This window comes from Pantoea sp. X-Soil-OKNW-556, assembly GCF_059730695.1.
Genome location: NZ_AP035990.1, coordinates 3,405,806 through 3,422,251, shown reverse-complemented (window position 1 = coordinate 3,422,251; position 16,446 = coordinate 3,405,806). Strand labels below are relative to the sequence as shown.

General features: G+C 49.8%; 20 protein-coding genes and 2 pseudogenes. 8 read left to right on the top strand and 14 right to left on the bottom strand.

The genetic code is table 11. The features are described 5' to 3' along the window. The first annotated feature begins 245 nt into the window (after positions 1 to 245). On the top strand, positions 246 to 2,969 hold the full coding sequence (gene mgtA / locus AC6I8T_RS15990) for a magnesium-translocating P-type ATPase (protein ID WP_497834136.1): 2,724 nt from the start codon (positions 246 to 248) through the stop codon (positions 2,967 to 2,969). A gap of 121 nt (positions 2,970 to 3,090) precedes the next feature. Here the strand turns inward: mgtA and AC6I8T_RS15985 are convergent, their stop codons facing one another. After that, positions 3,091 to 3,378 (bottom strand): hypothetical protein, encoded by a 288-nt coding sequence (locus tag AC6I8T_RS15985; protein ID WP_497834135.1) that lies wholly within the window; start codon positions 3,376 to 3,378, stop codon positions 3,091 to 3,093. Here AC6I8T_RS15985 and AC6I8T_RS15980 point away from each other — a divergent pair. Next, positions 3,377 to 3,634 (top strand): YdgH/BhsA/McbA family protein, encoded by a 258-nt coding sequence (locus AC6I8T_RS15980; protein WP_021184414.1) that lies wholly within the window; start codon positions 3,377 to 3,379, stop codon positions 3,632 to 3,634. The two genes, AC6I8T_RS15985 and AC6I8T_RS15980, sit on opposite strands and share 2 nt — an antisense overlap. Before the next feature lie 55 nt (positions 3,635 to 3,689). Next, entirely contained in the window at positions 3,690 to 4,208 is a 519-nt protein-coding gene (locus tag AC6I8T_RS15975) for a TetR/AcrR family transcriptional regulator (protein WP_497834134.1), read from the top strand. Positions 4,209 to 4,217: 9 nt separating this feature from the next. Here AC6I8T_RS15975 and AC6I8T_RS15970 read toward each other — a convergent pair whose 3' ends face one another. From AC6I8T_RS15970 to AC6I8T_RS15920, 11 genes and pseudogenes are all read right to left on the bottom strand, one after another. Further along, positions 4,218 to 4,874 carry an epoxyqueuosine reductase QueH gene (locus AC6I8T_RS15970; protein WP_208723765.1) on the bottom strand — a complete coding sequence of 219 codons (657 nt, stop codon included), beginning with the start codon at positions 4,872 to 4,874 and terminating at the stop codon, positions 4,218 to 4,220. 116 nt (positions 4,875 to 4,990) lie between these two features. Continuing rightward, positions 4,991 to 5,347 (bottom strand): KPN_00521 family repetitive protein, encoded by a 357-nt coding sequence (locus AC6I8T_RS15965; RefSeq protein ID WP_021184411.1) that lies wholly within the window; start codon positions 5,345 to 5,347, stop codon positions 4,991 to 4,993. A 139-nt stretch (positions 5,348 to 5,486) separates the two neighbouring features. Then, a complete protein-coding gene (locus tag AC6I8T_RS15960; RefSeq protein ID WP_497834133.1) occupies positions 5,487 to 5,795 on the bottom strand; it encodes a hypothetical protein in 309 nt (102 codons plus the stop codon). A 298-nt stretch (positions 5,796 to 6,093) separates the two neighbouring features. Further along, positions 6,094 to 6,942, bottom strand: a complete 849-nt coding sequence (locus AC6I8T_RS15955) for a DUF4942 domain-containing protein (protein WP_497834132.1) — start codon at positions 6,940 to 6,942, stop codon at positions 6,094 to 6,096. 102 nt (positions 6,943 to 7,044) lie between these two features. Continuing rightward, a complete protein-coding gene (locus AC6I8T_RS15950) occupies positions 7,045 to 7,536 on the bottom strand; it encodes a DUF5983 family protein (RefSeq protein WP_497834131.1) in 492 nt (163 codons plus the stop codon). After that, complete coding sequence (locus AC6I8T_RS15945) at positions 7,533 to 7,913, bottom strand: TA system toxin CbtA family protein (RefSeq protein WP_497834130.1); 381 nt, start codon at positions 7,911 to 7,913, stop codon at positions 7,533 to 7,535. Before AC6I8T_RS15945 ends, AC6I8T_RS15950 begins: the two co-directional genes overlap by 4 nt. A 32-nt stretch (positions 7,914 to 7,945) precedes the next feature. Then, positions 7,946 to 8,272: a type IV toxin-antitoxin system YeeU family antitoxin gene (locus tag AC6I8T_RS15940; protein WP_497834129.1), complete on the bottom strand. Its 327-nt coding sequence runs from the start codon at positions 8,270 to 8,272 to the stop codon at positions 7,946 to 7,948. Positions 8,273 to 8,282: 10 nt separating this feature from the next. Beyond that, complete coding sequence (radC, locus tag AC6I8T_RS15935; protein WP_497834128.1) at positions 8,283 to 8,750, bottom strand: RadC family protein; 468 nt, start codon at positions 8,748 to 8,750, stop codon at positions 8,283 to 8,285. A gap of 14 nt (positions 8,751 to 8,764) precedes the next feature. Further along, positions 8,765 to 9,184, bottom strand: coding sequence for an antirestriction protein (locus AC6I8T_RS15930; protein WP_497834127.1), 420 nt, complete (start codon positions 9,182 to 9,184; stop codon positions 8,765 to 8,767). A gap of 83 nt (positions 9,185 to 9,267) precedes the next feature. Further along, positions 9,268 to 9,618 (bottom strand): hypothetical protein, encoded by a 351-nt coding sequence (locus AC6I8T_RS15925; RefSeq protein WP_497834126.1) that lies wholly within the window; start codon positions 9,616 to 9,618, stop codon positions 9,268 to 9,270. 77 nt (positions 9,619 to 9,695) lie between these two features. Further along, positions 9,696 to 10,584, bottom strand: a pseudogene (locus AC6I8T_RS15920) (GTPase family protein). Positions 10,585 to 11,010: 426 nt separating this feature from the next. On the opposite strand from AC6I8T_RS15920, the gene AC6I8T_RS15915 reads away from it, so the two are divergent. Both AC6I8T_RS15915 and AC6I8T_RS15910 read left to right on the top strand, forming a co-directional pair. Continuing rightward, the gene (locus tag AC6I8T_RS15915; protein WP_497834125.1) at positions 11,011 to 12,444 is read left to right on the top strand and encodes a YfjI family protein; all 1,434 of its coding nucleotides are present in this window, start codon (positions 11,011 to 11,013) and stop codon (positions 12,442 to 12,444) included. A gap of 409 nt (positions 12,445 to 12,853) precedes the next feature. Further along, positions 12,854 to 13,438: an inovirus Gp2 family protein gene (locus AC6I8T_RS15910; protein WP_497834124.1), complete on the top strand. Its 585-nt coding sequence runs from the start codon at positions 12,854 to 12,856 to the stop codon at positions 13,436 to 13,438. Between the two features lie 64 nt (positions 13,439 to 13,502). On the opposite strand, the gene AC6I8T_RS15905 is transcribed toward AC6I8T_RS15910, so the two are convergent. Beyond that, positions 13,503 to 14,141 carry a hypothetical protein gene (locus AC6I8T_RS15905; protein ID WP_497834123.1) on the bottom strand — a complete coding sequence of 213 codons (639 nt, stop codon included), beginning with the start codon at positions 14,139 to 14,141 and terminating at the stop codon, positions 13,503 to 13,505. 201 nt (positions 14,142 to 14,342) lie between these two features. Here AC6I8T_RS15905 and AC6I8T_RS15900 point away from each other — a divergent pair, with 201 nt between their 5' ends. After that, positions 14,343 to 14,552, top strand: a complete 210-nt coding sequence (locus AC6I8T_RS15900) for a helix-turn-helix transcriptional regulator (protein ID WP_497834122.1) — start codon at positions 14,343 to 14,345, stop codon at positions 14,550 to 14,552. Between the two features lie 225 nt (positions 14,553 to 14,777). On the opposite strand, the gene AC6I8T_RS15895 is transcribed toward AC6I8T_RS15900, so the two are convergent. Further along, on the bottom strand, positions 14,778 to 15,617 hold the full coding sequence (locus AC6I8T_RS15895) for a glycosyltransferase (RefSeq protein WP_497834121.1): 840 nt from the start codon (positions 15,615 to 15,617) through the stop codon (positions 14,778 to 14,780). Between the two features lie 77 nt (positions 15,618 to 15,694). Between AC6I8T_RS15895 and AC6I8T_RS15890 the strand changes: the two genes are divergently transcribed. Further along, on the top strand, positions 15,695 to 15,955 hold the full coding sequence (locus tag AC6I8T_RS15890) for a hypothetical protein (RefSeq protein WP_497834120.1): 261 nt from the start codon (positions 15,695 to 15,697) through the stop codon (positions 15,953 to 15,955). A gap of 235 nt (positions 15,956 to 16,190) precedes the next feature. Continuing rightward, positions 16,191 to 16,367: pseudogene (locus tag AC6I8T_RS15885) on the top strand (IS256 family transposase); the annotation flags it as partial. Positions 16,368 to 16,446 lie beyond the last annotated feature (79 nt).

Genomic DNA, 16,446 nt, shown 5'->3' with positions numbered 1-16,446 from the left:
CGGTGCGCACACTGATCTTCAGTGTGCTGATTTTTACTGCGCCTGTCGTGTGCAGACCCACATCTTAAGTTCAACTTCTTGCCTGTGAGGCAGGTGGGTTGTTTATTCTTTATTTCCGGGAGGATATATGAAAATTCCCGAAAGGTTATTTTTTTCTAAATAACGCTCAGCCGTTAATTTGCACCCCAATAATGCATGCCTGACATGCAGGGATATTTATCGCCGTAAAAAAGAGGAATGTCACGATGACTGACATGAAACTCAATAATGAAAAAAGTGTGCTGAATCTGGCACGTCCACCACGCCAGAAAACTCCTCGCTATCTGATTGAAGAAGAAGCGGCTTACTCCGCCAATGAAACCCTCGCGCGCATGCACAGCGATGCCGAGGGGCTGAGCCACAACGAAGCCGAAGCGCGCCTCGCGGTATTTGGCTACAACCAGGTGGCTCATGACAAAGCGCCACCGGCGTTGGTGCAACTGGTCCAGGCATTCAACAACCCGTTTATCTATGTCCTGATGGTACTGGCGTTGGTGAGTTTCGTTACCGATTTCTGGCTGCCCGCGCGTCGTGGGGAGGAGACTGACCTTACCGGTGTCATCATCATTGTAACGATGGTAACGCTCAGCGGTTTGCTGCGCTTCTGGCAGGAGTTTCGCACCAATAAAGCCGCCCAGGCATTGAAATCGATGGTTCGCACCACTGCCACGGTGCAGCGTCGTGAATCGGCACAGCAACCCGCCCGCAAACAGGAAGTGGATATTACCACGCTGGTGCCAGGGGACATTATCTGGCTGTCTGCCGGTGATCTGGTCCCGGCTGATGTGCGCCTGCTGGATTCACGCGATCTGTTTATCAGCCAGGCGATTCTGACTGGCGAATCGCTGCCGGTAGAAAAATATGATGTCACCGGCAATGTGGCGAGTAAAAGCAGCAGCGAAAGCCAGCAGGGCGCATCTTTGCTGGAGTTAGGTAGCGTCTGTCTGATGGGCACCAATGTCTCCAGCGGCACCGCTAAAGCGGTGGTGGTGGCAACCGGCGAAGAAACCTATTTTGGCAGCCTGGCGAAATCCATTGTTGGCAACCGGACGCAAACTGCCTTTGACCGGGGGGTGAATAGCGTCAGTTGGTTATTGATTCGCTTTATGCTGGTGATGGTGCCGGTGGTGCTGCTGATCAATGGCCTGACCAAAGGCGACTGGCTGGATGCCACCCTGTTCGCGCTGGCGGTGGCGGTGGGTCTGACGCCGGAAATGTTGCCGATGATTGTCAGCTCCAATCTGGCGAAAGGGGCCATCGCCATGTCGCGCCGCAAAGTGATTGTGAAGCGTCTGAACGCGATTCAGAACCTCGGGGCGATGGACATCCTGTGTACTGACAAAACCGGCACACTGACCCAGGACAACATCATTCTGGAGCATCATCTGGATTGCGCTGGTGTCGAGAACTCACGCGTTCTGATGCTGAGCTGGCTGAACAGCCACTATCAGAGCAGCACGCCCAACCTGATGGATCGCGCGATTCTGCGCTACGGTGAAACCCGCGTCAGCCATGCGGTGGCCGATTATTACAGCAAAGTGGATGAGTTGCCGTTTGATTTTGTCCGTCGCCGTGTCTCGGTGGTGGTGGGCGATCGTCGTCTCGGCCAGCAACTGTTGATCTGTAAAGGCGCGGTGGAAGAGATGTTGAGCATTTCCGTCGCTGAACGTGAAGGCAAACTGATCCAGCCACTTAATGAAACCCGCCGTGCGGAGCTACTGGCGCTGGCTCATCAGTACAACCAACAAGGATTCCGGGTCTTGCTGGTAGCCAGTCGTGTGCTGCCTGATCCGGGCTTACAACATGCGTTGAGCGTGGCAGATGAGCAGGGGTTAACGGTGGAAGGGTTGTTGACGTTCCTCGATCCGCCTAAAGAGAGCGCTGCGAAAGCCATCACCGCGCTTCAGGAGAATGGTGTCAGCGTGAAAGTGTTGACCGGGGATAATCCGGTGGTCACGGCGCGTATTTGCCAGCAGGTGGGCATCGACTGCGGCACCATTGTCACCGGCGATGATATCGCGGCAATGAACGATGAGCAGCTGGCAACAGTTGCTGCACGTAGCGCGGTGTTTGCCAAACTGACGCCGTTACAAAAATCGCGCATTTTGCGAGCCTTGCAGCAGCAGGATCATACCGTAGGCTTTCTGGGCGATGGTATCAATGATGCTCCGGCACTGCGCGATGCCGACGTTGGCATCTCGGTGGACAGTGCGGCAGATATCGCCAAGGAGTCTTCTGACATTATCCTGCTGGAAAAAGATTTGATGGTGTTGGAAGCGGGAGTGATGAAAGGACGTGAAACCTTCGGCAACATCATTAAGTACCTCAACATGACCGCCAGCTCTAACTTTGGCAACGTGTTCTCGGTACTGGTGGCGAGTGCGTTCATTCCATTCCTGCCAATGCTGGCGATTCATTTGTTGATTCAGAACCTGATGTATGACGTCTCGCAGCTGGCACTACCGTGGGACAAAATGGACCGCGAGTTTCTGCGTAAACCGCGTAAATGGGATGCGCGCAACATCAAACGTTTTATGTTGTGGATTGGGCCGACATCTTCGATCTTCGATATCACCACCTTTGCGGTGATGTGGTATGTGTTTGCCGCTAATTCTCCGGCCATGCAGTCGTTGTTCCAGTCCGGTTGGTTTGTCGAGGGATTGCTGTCGCAGACGCTGGTGGTACATATGCTGCGTACGCAAAAGATCCCGTTTATTCAGAGCCGCGCAGCGTTACCGGTGCTGCTGACGACGGCCTGTGTGATGGTAGCGGGGATATTGCTGCCGTTCTCACCGCTTGGTGCCATGGTGGGACTGGTCCCGTTGCCGTGGGCTTACTTCCCGTGGCTGGTCGCCACCTTGCTGGGTTACTGCCTGGTTGCTCAGGGAATGAAAACCCTCTACATCAAACGTTTTGGTCAGTGGTTCTAACCCCAGGGAGGCATGATGCGCAAACTGGATAAAGTGGTGTGCCATTGCCTGATCATCATGGTGGTGATTGTGCTGTTAACCGTGGTGATTCGCTAACGAATTTAACCATTTGGGCTTTTTATCAAGCAGCGTTTCCGCGCGAAACGCTGCTTTTTTTTTGCTGCATATCGAGAAGGCTTGACACGATTTGGTTGTACGCCAGTACGATTAGCAGAGGTTTTGGCTGCATAACCATGTCATTCAGCTCATGGTTGGGTTTTAGTGCTGCAATTTGTACGATGTACGGTAATTTTGTTGTGTTTGGTTGTTCAATATTAGTGAATAAGTTTGTCAGCGGGGCGGGGTTATGTTTGTCTGAGTACCGCTCTACCATGCGCTCCAACATTTCCCTGTTAATTGGAGCAAACATGAAAAATATCCTTGTGAAAATGATGATGGCGGGCGCGCTGGTTGCAGTCAGTGCTTCTTCTCTGGCGGCGACGGAAGTGATAATGCCTGGTACGCAACAGGTGGTTGGGCATATCAGCGCCAGCGGTGCCCGTAATCTGGATGAATTGGTGGCTGCACTGGGGCAGAAAGCTGACCTTGCCGGTGCGTCGGCATTTCATATCACTTCTGCCAATGGTAAGAACACCTTTTCAGGCACTGCCGAGCTATTGAAATAAGGTGAGCCAAATGTCAGGTGACGGAAAAAGGGCAGGGCGCGCCGGTGGTGAACAGATGCGTGATTCGATCTTGCATCATGCGGCGATGATTATCCGCCTGGAGGGACTGCATGCCTGTACTCACCGTGCGGTGGCTGAACAGTGCGCGATTTCACCAGGCACCGTCACCTATCATTTTAAAAACCTGGATGAACTGCATGCGGCGGTAATTGAACGGGCGGTGGAGAGCTTTACGCAGCAGACGCACGCGTGGTTTGCTGCAATGGAAGAAAACTCTGTCGCGCAGCAACTAACCCAATTTCTTTTCTGGACTCTGGATGAACGCGAAAGGCTAATTTGTGAATACGCGTTATTTGTGGCGGCAGTATCGCGTCCACGTCTGCGTCAGGCTGCTGCCGCATGGATTGCCAGCCACCAGCACATTTTACAGCAACATTTTGCACTGACTGCGCAGCAAGCCGAGGCGGTAGTCGCCTTTACCGACGCCTGGCTGTTACGTTCCATCATTCAGGAAGGGAAAAAACCGAATGCGGCGCTGGTGCAGCGTTTTTTCAACAGCATCCTGCAAAGTTAATCTTTGGCTTTATTCATCTGGCTGGTAATACTGTACGCCTATTTCAATGCGTTCACGGCCGCTGGCCACGCGATGACGATTGGTATCGCGTAGCGAATAGATACAGCCGCAGTATTCCTGCTGATAAAAACGTTCGCGCTTGCTGATTTCAATCATACGTGCCGAGCCACCACCTTTGCGCCAGTTAAATTCCCAATACAACATGTCGGGATAGCGCGCTGCGGCTCGTACGCCACAATCGTTGATTTGCTGCATGTTTTTCCAGCGAGAGATGCCGAGGGAACTGGTAATCACCGGGAAATCATGTTCATAAGCATACAGCGCTGTGCGTTCGAAACGCATATCAAAACACATGGTACAACGCACCCCACGCTCCGGTTCCCACTCCATACCGCGCGCGCGTTCAAACCAGTTGTCTTTGTCATAATCTGCATCAACAAAAGGTACGCCAAACTGTTCGGCGAAGCGGATATTCTCCTCTTTGCGCAGTTCGTACTCTTTCAGCGGATGAATGTTCGGATTGTAGAAAAAGATGGTGTAGTCGATACCGGAAGCCAGCATCGCTTCCATCACTTCACCTGAACAGGGCGCGCAGCAGGAGTGCAGCAGCACTTTGTTGTGACCATTTGGCAGGGGAAGAGGTTGGCGAGTGAAGGTGTCTGACATAAGAATGATTAATGGTTATGAATGGAAAACACCAGTGTAAGCGCTATGTCGTCGGGAAGCAAAATTGAGGATTATGGCAATAAAAAAGGCCGCATTCGCTGCGGCCTCTGTGAGCATTATTCGGTCACTTTTTTCTTCAGTTCGCTGGCACCTTCTTTGGTGCTGTTCCAGCCTTTTTGCGCACCTTCTTTGGTGGCATCCACACCTTTTTCCGTGGTTTCTTTGGTTTTATGCCAGGCTTTTTGCGTCCCTTCGCTGGCTTTGCTGCTCAGGCTGTCGCTCTTTCCTTCAGCGGCATGTTTGGACTTGAGTTTCAGCTCAGCGCCCTGATCCTGGGCCTGATGCAGTTTCTCTTTAGCCGTATTTGCGCCAGCCTGTGCATTGGCCACATCGTTATCTGTTGCGTGTGTGGTAGCGGCAAATGCCGACGAAGCCAGCAGAAATGTTGATAAAGCGATAATTGTCTTTTTCATGAATATTCCCTCATCAAAGTCATCATTGTTATGACTGTAGTTAACAATGGCACGCTCAATAACATCTGGCTTTAGGAATAAACTGTAAATGAATCATCGTGTTCTGGTGGGGTGGATTTTACTGACCATAGCCCTGCGCTCAGTCATTCAACATATACGCCCGCATAAGGCTGATTTGATGCTGTAACATCAATCGCCTGAAATGTATGGGATGGCCTTTCAACTCTGCCTCTCGTAGTAATGTTGTTTTTTCGGGGTAGATGATGATGTCGCAGACGAGTGCAGAGCGTTGCAGTTTTTCAAGAGAGAAGGGAATGCGTTCATCGTTTCCCATTCCGACCGAGGTAGCATTAATAACGAGGTCATGATGTGAGGGGGCATTTGAGCCCAGTTGCACCGTGATGTCTTTCTCATCATGAACGTCGACAGAGCTACCATTTGGCTGCACTGATTTGCTCCCATTGTGTGCAGCTTGCTTGAGTACATTTCACTGGTAGCGATGGTCTCACCATTACTGGCCTTCGGTACAAAACAAAAAAGCCCGCAGAGCTTGCGCTTTGCGGGCTTTCAGGACTTCGTCAGATGACTCTGGTAATCACTGACGGAGAATTTTGGTGGCTGGCGGAGTCTGAATTGGTTTTATAACTAAATGAATTATATAGTTAATTTATCAATTCAACTTTTAATTGGTGCCTAAGAGGGTGCCTAAAACATTTTTTCATTTTTTTCAGCTCGTTTTTCATCATCTAACAACGCTGGTTAGTCGAAGGTGGGAGCTGGTCCGGATAATGCTTAGCGATGATGCCGTTCATCTTCTCGACTAACTCAGGGCGCTTAAACGTGAGATGCGCTGTACCCTTCTGAAAGTAGCGGATGGAGAAGTACGTATCTTCATAAACATCCTTGCCAGGGTTATCGCGGATGTGGTTCATCAGGTTGATGGCGATGTCAGCACGATTATCCGGTATTGCTTTGCCGTCGAGTAAATACAGCATTCGTTCAAGATCTGCCAGCTGATCCCGCTTATACTCCCACGCCAGGCTAAACCCCCAGCGGTTGTGCGTCACCAGATTGTTAATGATGATCTTCTTACCGAAGAAACACGGGCTGTTGATTTTGTAATCCCATGACAGTCCTTTAAACACATTGATGATGCCGCGCTCAAACACTTCCGCTTTGCTCTGGTGCAACTGTTCAAATGTGCTGAGAATGTTGGCTTCACTGATGGCCGGTAGATCGCTATCTTCGAGGTTCTGGTACCACTGGTCACGCGCCTGAGCATCCATCAGCGTTAGCATGCCGGATTTCAGCATCAGGTCGCGCCACAGGCTGCGGTCAATGTTGCGGGTGATTGCTGGCATCGCTTTCTCCGGCTTTTCCATCAGCCAACAGTCATAGCGATGCCCCTGCTTCATCGCCCAGTCGGCAGCGTTGCCACCACCGATTCCGGCAGTGAGCTGAGAAATGGCATTGAGCTGCTGAATCAACTGTTCAATCTGCACCAACGCTGCATCACGTCCGGTGACGATGCGCTCGATGCTGGTGGAGCAGATAATCTCGGTATGGTCGGTAAGCACGTCGGGTTCGGGTTGCATGATATCTCCATAGATGAAAACACCCGCCGGTTTGAAGGGCCGATGCATAAGTTGAAGTGGGAATTGATGAAAAGTGGCGGTAACAGGGTTGGGCAAGTACAGCTACCACTCAAAGGTGTCAAAGTCCGGCAGCAGTTCACCAAACGCGTCTAGATGAATCAGGCCGATGCCGTAACGGTTTATCAGTGTGGCAACCAGGCGTCGGCTGGCCTTCGACAGGCCCAGCCGCTTCAGGCGCAGCAGCGGAAATGACCAGGCATCCAGCCGAATGAGATAACCTGAGCCGGTGAAGTGTATCCACTCGGCATCGCCGTATTCCTGTGCCTCGTGAGAAAGCGTATACAGCAGTGCATTATCTCCGCTGGTGATATGGGCGGTGCTGTAGCAGACGCCTGTCAGGCGGGAGCCAGCAGGTAGCGGGGTTTCAACCACTACCTTGCCGGGTTCATCCGCGATACGCAGCACCAGCCCCTGTGCATTAACGGCATCTATCAGCTCAGCGATGTCGATACCGTCAGCCTCCACTGCGATTTTGCCCATGTGCAGCGCCAGCACGCTGATGCTGTCGGCACTGAGGTTCAGACCGATTTTCACTGTGTTTTGTCCTCCCGATACCGGCCCGTTGTGATGCGGGTGATGGTGCTGTAGCCGCTGCTCACTATCAGCCCGGTTGCACGGCGGGCACGCAGGATGTCGATGGCCCCAATCAGCGATGAGCGCTCGCTGAGGCTGAAACGGCTGTGGTCGGTGCGCACCAGCTCATATCGTTCCACAATGAAATTGACGGCGTCGCATAGCGAGATACCGGCGTTGATGTGCGCCTGAATCACGCTGTCATCGCCAAACGGTGTGTCGCTGAGCGTGAGGCCATAGTGTTTATCCAGCAGATGTGTAAGCAGCAACTGCCAGACCTGTACGGGCGACGGGCATGGCTCAGCCGCCCGGGGTTCGGGTAAGGGTAAAGTTTGCATTAAGGATGTCCTGATGTTGGAGGTGCTGTCGGTCAGCCGGTTGCTGCCGCTGAGGGATAAATCGCGATGTAAAGGTAGCCGTGTGAACCGAGGGTATCGGCCTGGCATGTCAGCCCGTTTTGATGCAGAGTGACGCGCTGCTGATGGCGGGGATCCAGCTCGCCGGCTGAAAGCATTTGTTCCAGCTGCTTCATTATCAGCGGAAAAGCCTGGTCAAGGCGCAGTGCCTCATCGTCGCTGATGTCGCCGGTAAACCCTGCACGGTCAGCCAAGAAATGCAGCCGGTTGCCTTCCTGCACCAGCCGGGCACTGAAACACGGCGTTTTACCGCACGTCAGTCCCCATTGTTCAGAATGCATATAGCCTCCTTTATGACCAGCCGCGTTCGGCGAACGAGACAATCTCTTTGCTGCCGACAATCAGATGGTCCAGCACGCGTACCTCAACCAGCGCCAGCGCTTTTTTCAGTCGCTCGGTAATGCGCCGGTCGGCATCGCTGGGTTCGGCATGACCGGAGGGATGATTGTGGGCAAAGATGGCTGCGGCGGCGTTATGGCGTAATGCGGCTTTCACCACCTCGCGGGGATGAATCTCCGTGCTGGCGATAGAGCCGCAAAACAGCGTTTCGTGTGCCAGCAGCCGGTTCTGATTGTCCAGAAACACCACAATGAACACTTCCCGTTCCAGCCCTGCGAGGTTCAGCCTCAACCAGTCGCGGGTGGCGGTTGCTGAGGTAAACGCCACGCCCGGTTCGCGCAGGTGATTTTCCAACAGTGTCAGGGCGCGTTTTATAGTGCGGTGTGAAGTGAGCGGATGGGGCAATACGGTATTTTCCATGATGTTCTCCGCCGTCAGTCGATGATGTGCATGATGGCGTTGCTCTCAGGATGGCTCAGCGCAAATTCACGCAGGTGATAGTAGTGCTCACTCATGGCGGGGCTTCCGATTCTGCAGGCATGATGGCTCCAGTTCAGCAGGCAAACGCTGATGCCAGCGGCTTCGCTGCTCATCTCCGAGCTGTTGCCATTCAGCTTGTTGAACATGGCCCAGCTGTCTTCGCAATCAGGTGCAATGAAAGCACCGCCGTTGCTGAGCGTGTAATAATTCCAGTACCCACCGTTGTAGGCTTCGCACAGGCGATCCATCCAGGCGAAAGCGCGAGGTTCCAGCAGCATCCACTGAGGGATTTTGCCGAAGTGCTTCGGCCAGAAGTGAAGACGCTGTGCATCGGGTACGGAAACGGGGGTGACGGTTGATGTGGTTTGATTCATAACGATTCCTTTTCGGCATAAAGCAAAACGCCCCGCTCTTTCGAACGGGGCGTCTGCAGTTGTGATGTCAGGGGGATAAATATTCAGTCGGGCAGCGCAAACCCATTACGTTTGCCGTTAGCCCAGGTAACGATGATATTTTCAGCACGGGAGAGATTCGAATGGTCCTCGTCGAAAACAATACTGGTGAGGGACGAAGAATCAGCCTGCTTATCGATATACCAGAAGTCAGGCATCTGATTTGCAGCAGTTTCTGGTGCATCGGATGACATCAGAATGGCGTAGCGGCTCGTTTCTCCGACGCGGGTATAGTTGACGGCTTTTTCCTTTGCACCTTTCGGATAGTCAGCCATCAGATGATGGTCTGATTTGTCAGGCCCACAAAGATGGCACACCATATAGCCCTGCTCATCGGTAATGAGTTGTGCGCTCATGTCAGCCGGATTTTATAGTCCGGGGCTGGTGGGCGATGATGAAGATAACCGATCGGACCGTTCGATGATTCTGATCGTCACCTGAAGAAAAATGACCAGACTGAACCCGCCACGCTGGCAACAGTATGCGTGACGGCCTTCAGCGCACTGCGGGCTAGCTGAGGCAGCGGAGCCAGGTCAATCACACGGTCTATAACCTCCACGACGCCTTCGCCAAAACTGCTGCGGGCAGTGCTGATAATGCTGCTGGTGCGGTAACCCGGATGCAGGTGCGGCACCAGCGGACTGCGGGCCTGCTTTGGGAGGTGAGTAATGATGTGTTCAACCAGCGCGGGCAACCGGTAGCGACCGCGTACCGAGACTGGTAAGACGACGTTTTCTGCCAGGCCAAGCTGTCGGGCCACCGCCTGCTGCTTCAGCGCAATATGCTCAGCCTGTACAGGCGAAGGCTGTGCCGACGGCCAGCGCCATTGTTCCGCTGGCTCGATTTTGTCCACCTGATTCAGCACCCAGATAACCGGTGGTAGCGGTCCACTGAACTGCTGGAGCACATCGCGATAAAACTGCTCTTCAATGGAGAATGCACGATCATCAGCTTTGAGTACCCATAATCACCATGTCCAGTTCAGGCAACAGCTGGCGGTAGAGATCACAGTATTCGCCATCGCGCTGCTGGCTTTCACCGACGCCGGGGAGATCCACGAGTGTCAGACAGTGATTGCCAAACCGTAACCGCACACGCTGTGGCTGTCGGGTGCAGGCTTCCACCGCGTTCACATCACAGACTTCACTGCGGAATAGCGCGTTGCAAAGCGATGATTTGCCGACACCGGTTTTGCCCATAATGCCAATCACTGGCTCATAGGTGACAAGCTGATTGAGTTCGTGAATTAGCGTCTGGCGTAGCACTCGCGGATAACGCCGCAAATGGCGACGGATAAGGGCATAACCTGAAGGTTTTTTCATAGGCGTTCTCAGCATAAAAAAGGCCATCCGGTGTGGATGGCCTGAAGTAGTCAAATGGGAGGGAATTCAGTAGAGTGATATATATCTTAAAATTATTTAAAAATTTTTTTCGTTGGCGTTTTTACTTGTTCGTGAAAAAAGACAGTGAGTCAATAATGCCGAGGGGAATTCAAATAAAAATTAAAGCAGCGAAAATGTGAAGTTCCTCTTGCGGGAGGGTGATTTAAAAACCCTGATGTGTAACCTCATCAACTTTATAATTCATCCTGATTTGTCTATTTCAGTCCAATCGACTCCAGTGAGAAACAAAACATCCAGCCAGGTCTTATAAAATGCAATTTGGTTCGATATTTATTTTGATATTGACGTGCGATCGGGTTTGCTATTAATTGCTACCACTGCATACCAACAGACTACAGGCGAAACATGTCTAACATTCCAGTCAATGCACTTCCTGAGCTCATTCGTGAAACCATTTATGATATAGCGGAGCATACACAAGCCCCACGGGCTTTAATAACATCCTCTGTTATTAGCGCGCTCTCTCTGGCATGCCAGGGTTTAATAAAAGTGAGGGTGAATGATAGTCTTGAATATAACACCTCTATTTTTTCTCTGGTAATTGCTAATTCTGGAGAAAGAAAAACATCCGTTGACCGAATGGTTCTCGCACCATTTTATCAACATGACAAAATCAAACTGGCACAGTCTGATGAACTGAAGTCAGGTCATGGTGCCAGGCTGATGGCATGGCGTGAGAGAGAAAAAGGTATTCTGAGTCAAATCAGGAAAAAAACAGTCAAGGGGCAATGCACTGCTGCATTGTCTGATGCGTTAGTCGAATTGCAACTTGAAAAGCCTTTTCTGCCCAAAATGAACAAACTCATTTATAACAACGTCACTCCCGAGGCTCTACAACATGCGATGTATAATCATGGTTCGCACGTAGGATTGATTGCCGATGAGGGAACAAATATTCTGGATCGTAAAGTGATGAACGAATTCAGCTTTACTTGCTCAATGTGGGATGGCGTTCCTTTTAGTGTTGAACGAAAAACGTCGCCGAGTTTTACTATCGTAAATGGTCGCATCACCTTGTCTGTGATGGTGCAGAAAAAACCTTTTGATTTATATTTAAGGCGCCAGGGAGAAAAAGCCCGCGGTAGTGGCTTCTTTGCGCGTTGCCTGATAGTTAATATTGATGAACAGCTTTCCACACAAGGTGAGCGATATATCGATGAGCGCCCAAAAAACTCTCATTATCTGACACTCTTCCATAAACGAATAAATGAACTTCTGAATGAGAAAGATTTACAGGATGAAGTGCCTTCTGAAAAAACTCTGTACTTCACTCCTGCTGCTTTGTATGAATGGCAGGAAATTTATAATCTGATTGAAAGCCGTATCGGTCCGGATGAAGATTACGCCAACATGAATGACTTTGCGTCCAAGCTTGCTAATAATGTTGCTCGTTTATCAGCTTTACTGAGTTACTTTACCCAGGGTGAGCGTCCGATTGAAAAGGAGCATGTCGAAAGTGCATGGTTGATATGCGAATGGTACATGAAACAAGCCATTAATCTTTTTGGTTATGAAGAAGGCTACTATGAAGCGCTCTTGTTATCATGGCTGCGCCGTGAATATTATCGCTCAGATGCTGATATCAAATATAATGATATCAGAAGGTCTGGACCTAATGTTCTGCGGAAAGGTAGATTACTGGATAAAGTAATCAGCAACCTGAAAAAAGAAAAAGCCATTGAAATTGACTTCTCACTCCATGGAGCAAGGTTGGTGCTGAGAGGTCGTAATTTTCGTGGTAATACTTTCACTAAAAACCCTGTTTTTGAGTACTACTGAGTTGCTACACCTGCGACTGTAGCAAGTTGTAGCAGCTAAATTTAATAGAATTACAATAAATTAATTTCAGAGTGAAATTATTGAGGCTTTGTTTTTCATGTGCCCATCAGTCATGGGCACATACTATTGCTTTGGTCTGAATAATTAATATTTAACTGTCGGTGTAGTATTATATATACGTATACCTCCATCATATTCATTGATGGTTAATTATACATACTCATTAACCATCAATGCATTGATCTAATGGTCTAGTCATCCTAGATTGTTATCAATTGAGTGTAGGTACATATCATTAATCACTCGTCAGTGTTTATTACTCATGCGTAGTGTGTGCAACGAATAAGCTTGCAATGGTTGCGCTTTAGTCTGCTGTCATAATTAATCGAATTAACTTAAAGGTATTGAAATGGATAATAGTTCTCATAATGAACAATATCGACAGGACTTTATGAATGTCATTCATGATGCTGTTGAGCAATTCCCTCGTACTTTAGCGCTACGGGTTGATTTGCGCTTTTCAAAGGATTATCGGTATGAAATATCCAGCAAAGAAATCACACGCTTTATTGGATCCTTTAAAGCCAAGTTAGCGGTGGACTGCCGGAAGCGTAGCGAACGATGGAATCGCACCATGCGTAATCGCTTACGTTATATCTGGGTGCGAGAGCTTGGTGAGCTTAATCGTCGCAAGCATTATCATGTTCTGCTTCTGCTGAATAAAAATATCTACAAGGGGTCAGGCAATTTTGATTCCGATAACAGCCTGGCTGCCTTAATTCAACAGGCATGGTGTAGTGCGTTAAGTCTGGAATGGGAGCAACACCGGCAATTGGTTCATTTCCCTGAAAAGGCATGTTGCTATCTGCATGGCAATTCAGCCAATTATATGCAGGAAGCGACTGACCTGCTGCGTAATATTGATTGCATGGTGAAAAATTATTCTAAGCCCTATGGTGATGGGTATCGTTCTATTGGTTCGAGTCGCAGGTAGTATGTACGGATAAAACTGGCAGTCTGGTCATATCGGCTGCCAGTATATTTGGCTTTAATCACAGCTATTTCTTTTTAGGCTTTACGACATTATCAAATGCAGCTTTGATTTTCTGATCCTGACTTGACCAGACCTCAACCCTGTGCATCTTCATTGCAAATATTTCATCTCTCGTTTTGGACTGATTATTTCGATCACGGGCAGATGGCCATTCCAGTTTATTTATTCCATTCTCTATGGTTTTTAACGCTTCTAATTTAGTGTTCCACCCGCCTGCGGGGCACGTTTCTTGCAACAGTCTGATAATTTCAGTTTTAACGGCATCAAAGCGAGCTGCTTTACTTTTGCCACCCTGCGTGGGAACGTCCGTTTTTACGGCCTGATCCTGTTGCCACAATTCTTCATCTGCGAGACCTCGGCAGTAATCAAGGTGTTCAATACCCCGGAGAAGGCACTTTATCGCTTCATTTTTATTCGTGTTCAGGAGTCCAAGTCCCAGATGCCAGTTAACATCAGCCAGAAAAACAAGATCACCTATAGTTTCGCGAGTTGTGACCGGTTCATCAAATGTCATCCTGTGAACTTGATCATCAAACTTACGGCGTACTACCGGATTCTTAAACATGCTTTCAACCAGCGATAGTACAAACTCGTGATATTCATTGGCATCTGAAACCGCCTCTTCCTGTTCCCGCTCAGCCAACCTGAGTCTCAACGACAATGCTGCGCTCTTGTTGTTGAAAGTAGTTTTCAGAGCAGTGATAAAATTATCAAAATTAAAATCATCTATATTTCAGTTAGTTGCACTCCGTAAAAAATGAGGTATTGCAGCCGTATGTTGCACAACTGCAGCAGCAGATAGTCTGGCTCCCGTCCAAAGCAAACCAAAAGAGGAAGCCTTATCATGGAACCAGCAGCCGTTAAAATCCTGCGCATACCGGCACTTGTCAAGAAGTTAGGAATTGGTCGTTCAACGGTATATGACTGGCTTGACCCGGATTCGACCCGTTATGACCCGACTTTTCCGTTGAGGATAAAAATTGGAGTAAAAGCGGTTGGCTGGCTGGAGTCGGAAGTCGATGAATGGATTTTGAGCAAAAATAGGCAGTCCTGATACCTGTATTCGCCTTAGTTTTAGAAGACCACCCGGTAGGGAGTGAGACCCGCACTCATCCCACTGGTTTTAATTCCAGCCCCGCATCCTCAGCCATAACTTCAGATAAAAGCACAGATCGCTGAAATTACTTATGCCACGAAACAAGCTACCGGAGTAAACCCGCTCATGGAAACTGCTCCGCATTACCGCATTACCGCATTACCGCATTACCGCATTACCGCATTACCGCATTACCGCCTTATCGCGAACGTTATTGCGGTAGAGCCCCAGAAAATGACGGGACTCTACCAGTGCGTGCCGGAGCAGATACCTGCGCACGGCCTGATGCTCAGGTTGCTCACTAAGCCGAATTATTTCAGCAATTACTTCCAGGTAACTTATCGCCCTGACATCGTAATAATCAGCACGGTTGGTGATGGAGGCCGTGTTAATTCGGTACGCGTAATCTTTATCATCAGCGATGAAGAACTGCGCGTTGTTCAGAGCCAGTTCAATTGTCCAGAGAATGTCTTTATGGCTTTTGCCCGGATGGAACTGCAAATGATGCAAACGGATGCAGGATGAACGTGCAATCTGCAACCAGAGATAGTGCGGCCATTCGCGTTGTGTGACGCAGTGACGGATCCAGTCATGGCCCGATAGCAACTGCCCGTAAGGCTGGCGGGTATGTATCGCTCTGCTACGACCGTCAGGCTCAATCCGCCAGCCGTTGCAAACCATCACATCGGCCTGTGCTGCCTGCACTTTTTGCCAGCGGTTATAAACAAACCCGTCGCTCACCTCGTCATCCGCATCGAGGAACATCAGCCACTCCCCCCGGTGAATCGCTAGCGCAGCGTTTCGTGCCGCGTAAACCCCCTGGTTCGACTGTGTCACTAGCACCAGGCGCGGGTCTTCAACACTGGCGACGATGTGGCGGGTGTCGTCTGTGGAACTGTCGTCCACCACGATGATCTCCATGCTGACGTTGTGTTCGCTCAACAGCTGGTTGATAAGTGCGCGAATGGTATTGGCTGCATTCCATGCAGGGATAATAACGCTGACATCAACGGGGTTCGGCATAGTAGTGTCAACACTTCTCAACGTTTGCGTGGCCTGACTGGCACTGATGTTTTCTCCCGGACTTCACGCATCAAGTCATGCAAACACTCTTCACAAAGCGTTTTATCCGTGGACAGCAGGTGCTCAATGAAACCGCGCTTTTTGTTGCAACGCTCGCAGCGTTTCATGTGGGCATTCCTGAGGAGGTGGCATCCGTGCAGGCTGGTGGGCACAAAACCGATGCATGCAGGTTAATGAATGGGAAGGATAAACAACGCGGCGGTGGCAAAGATAATCGTTTTGATAGATCGATAAATCGTTATCGATCGTTTTTACCGATCAGTTTTCTGAGTGACTGATGATTCATCAGAGAGCTAAGAAAGCATGCCCTCTTAATTTGACCTGACTTACTTAACCGCCACATAAATAAATGCCGAACAAATCGCAGAAAGCGCACAACAAAAAGCTGGTGACCAACTTCTACAACGGCCTTTCAACTTTTTTGCAGTGCTCTCTTTGCTGCTGTAAATATGTGGCACTGCTTGCAGATTAGATGTCTCAGTTAACGCGAACCTTAGCCCACTATGTTGGTGAATACATGCAGCTATTACAAAGCGCAAGGTGTTCCCGGTAGACTACTCGATCTATGAGGTGATTTATCTGGCTATCAATGATGAGTCGAAGAAATGTATTATGTCGATCCACAACTGGAGGCTGACAATGAACCGTTTTATTATCGAGTTCGGTGATCGTCTGGGTGCTAACCTTTAATATGGTGGCAATTGAATAGAATAATTTACAGGAATCGCTTAAAAAAAGCATGGTAACGCGCCATCTTAGCCATGCCTCT

Coding starts and splice junctions, on each gene's coding strand:
- mgtA (WP_497834136.1), top strand. CDS start 246: ATGACTGACATGAAACTCAATAATGAAAAAAGTGTGCTGAATCTGGCA.
- AC6I8T_RS15980 (WP_021184414.1), top strand. CDS start 3,377: ATGAAAAATATCCTTGTGAAAATGATGATGGCGGGCGCGCTGGTTGCA.
- AC6I8T_RS15985 (WP_497834135.1), bottom strand. CDS start 3,378: ATGTTTGCTCCAATTAACAGGGAAATGTTGGAGCGCATGGTAGAGCGG.
- AC6I8T_RS15975 (WP_497834134.1), top strand. CDS start 3,690: ATGCGTGATTCGATCTTGCATCATGCGGCGATGATTATCCGCCTGGAG.
- AC6I8T_RS15970 (WP_208723765.1), bottom strand. CDS start 4,874: ATGTCAGACACCTTCACTCGCCAACCTCTTCCCCTGCCAAATGGTCAC.
- AC6I8T_RS15965 (WP_021184411.1), bottom strand. CDS start 5,347: ATGAAAAAGACAATTATCGCTTTATCAACATTTCTGCTGGCTTCGTCG.
- AC6I8T_RS15955 (WP_497834132.1), bottom strand. CDS start 6,942: ATGCAACCCGAACCCGACGTGCTTACCGACCATACCGAGATTATCTGC.
- AC6I8T_RS15945 (WP_497834130.1), bottom strand. CDS start 7,913: ATGCAAACTTTACCCTTACCCGAACCCCGGGCGGCTGAGCCATGCCCG.
- AC6I8T_RS15940 (WP_497834129.1), bottom strand. CDS start 8,272: ATGCATTCTGAACAATGGGGACTGACGTGCGGTAAAACGCCGTGTTTC.
- radC (WP_497834128.1), bottom strand. CDS start 8,750: ATGGAAAATACCGTATTGCCCCATCCGCTCACTTCACACCGCACTATA.
- AC6I8T_RS15930 (WP_497834127.1), bottom strand. CDS start 9,184: ATGAATCAAACCACATCAACCGTCACCCCCGTTTCCGTACCCGATGCA.
- AC6I8T_RS15925 (WP_497834126.1), bottom strand. CDS start 9,618: ATGAGCGCACAACTCATTACCGATGAGCAGGGCTATATGGTGTGCCAT.
- AC6I8T_RS15915 (WP_497834125.1), top strand. CDS start 11,011: ATGTCTAACATTCCAGTCAATGCACTTCCTGAGCTCATTCGTGAAACC.
- AC6I8T_RS15910 (WP_497834124.1), top strand. CDS start 12,854: ATGGATAATAGTTCTCATAATGAACAATATCGACAGGACTTTATGAAT.
- AC6I8T_RS15900 (WP_497834122.1), top strand. CDS start 14,343: ATGGAACCAGCAGCCGTTAAAATCCTGCGCATACCGGCACTTGTCAAG.
- AC6I8T_RS15895 (WP_497834121.1), bottom strand. CDS start 15,617: ATGCCGAACCCCGTTGATGTCAGCGTTATTATCCCTGCATGGAATGCA.
- AC6I8T_RS15890 (WP_497834120.1), top strand. CDS start 15,695: ATGCAAACACTCTTCACAAAGCGTTTTATCCGTGGACAGCAGGTGCTC.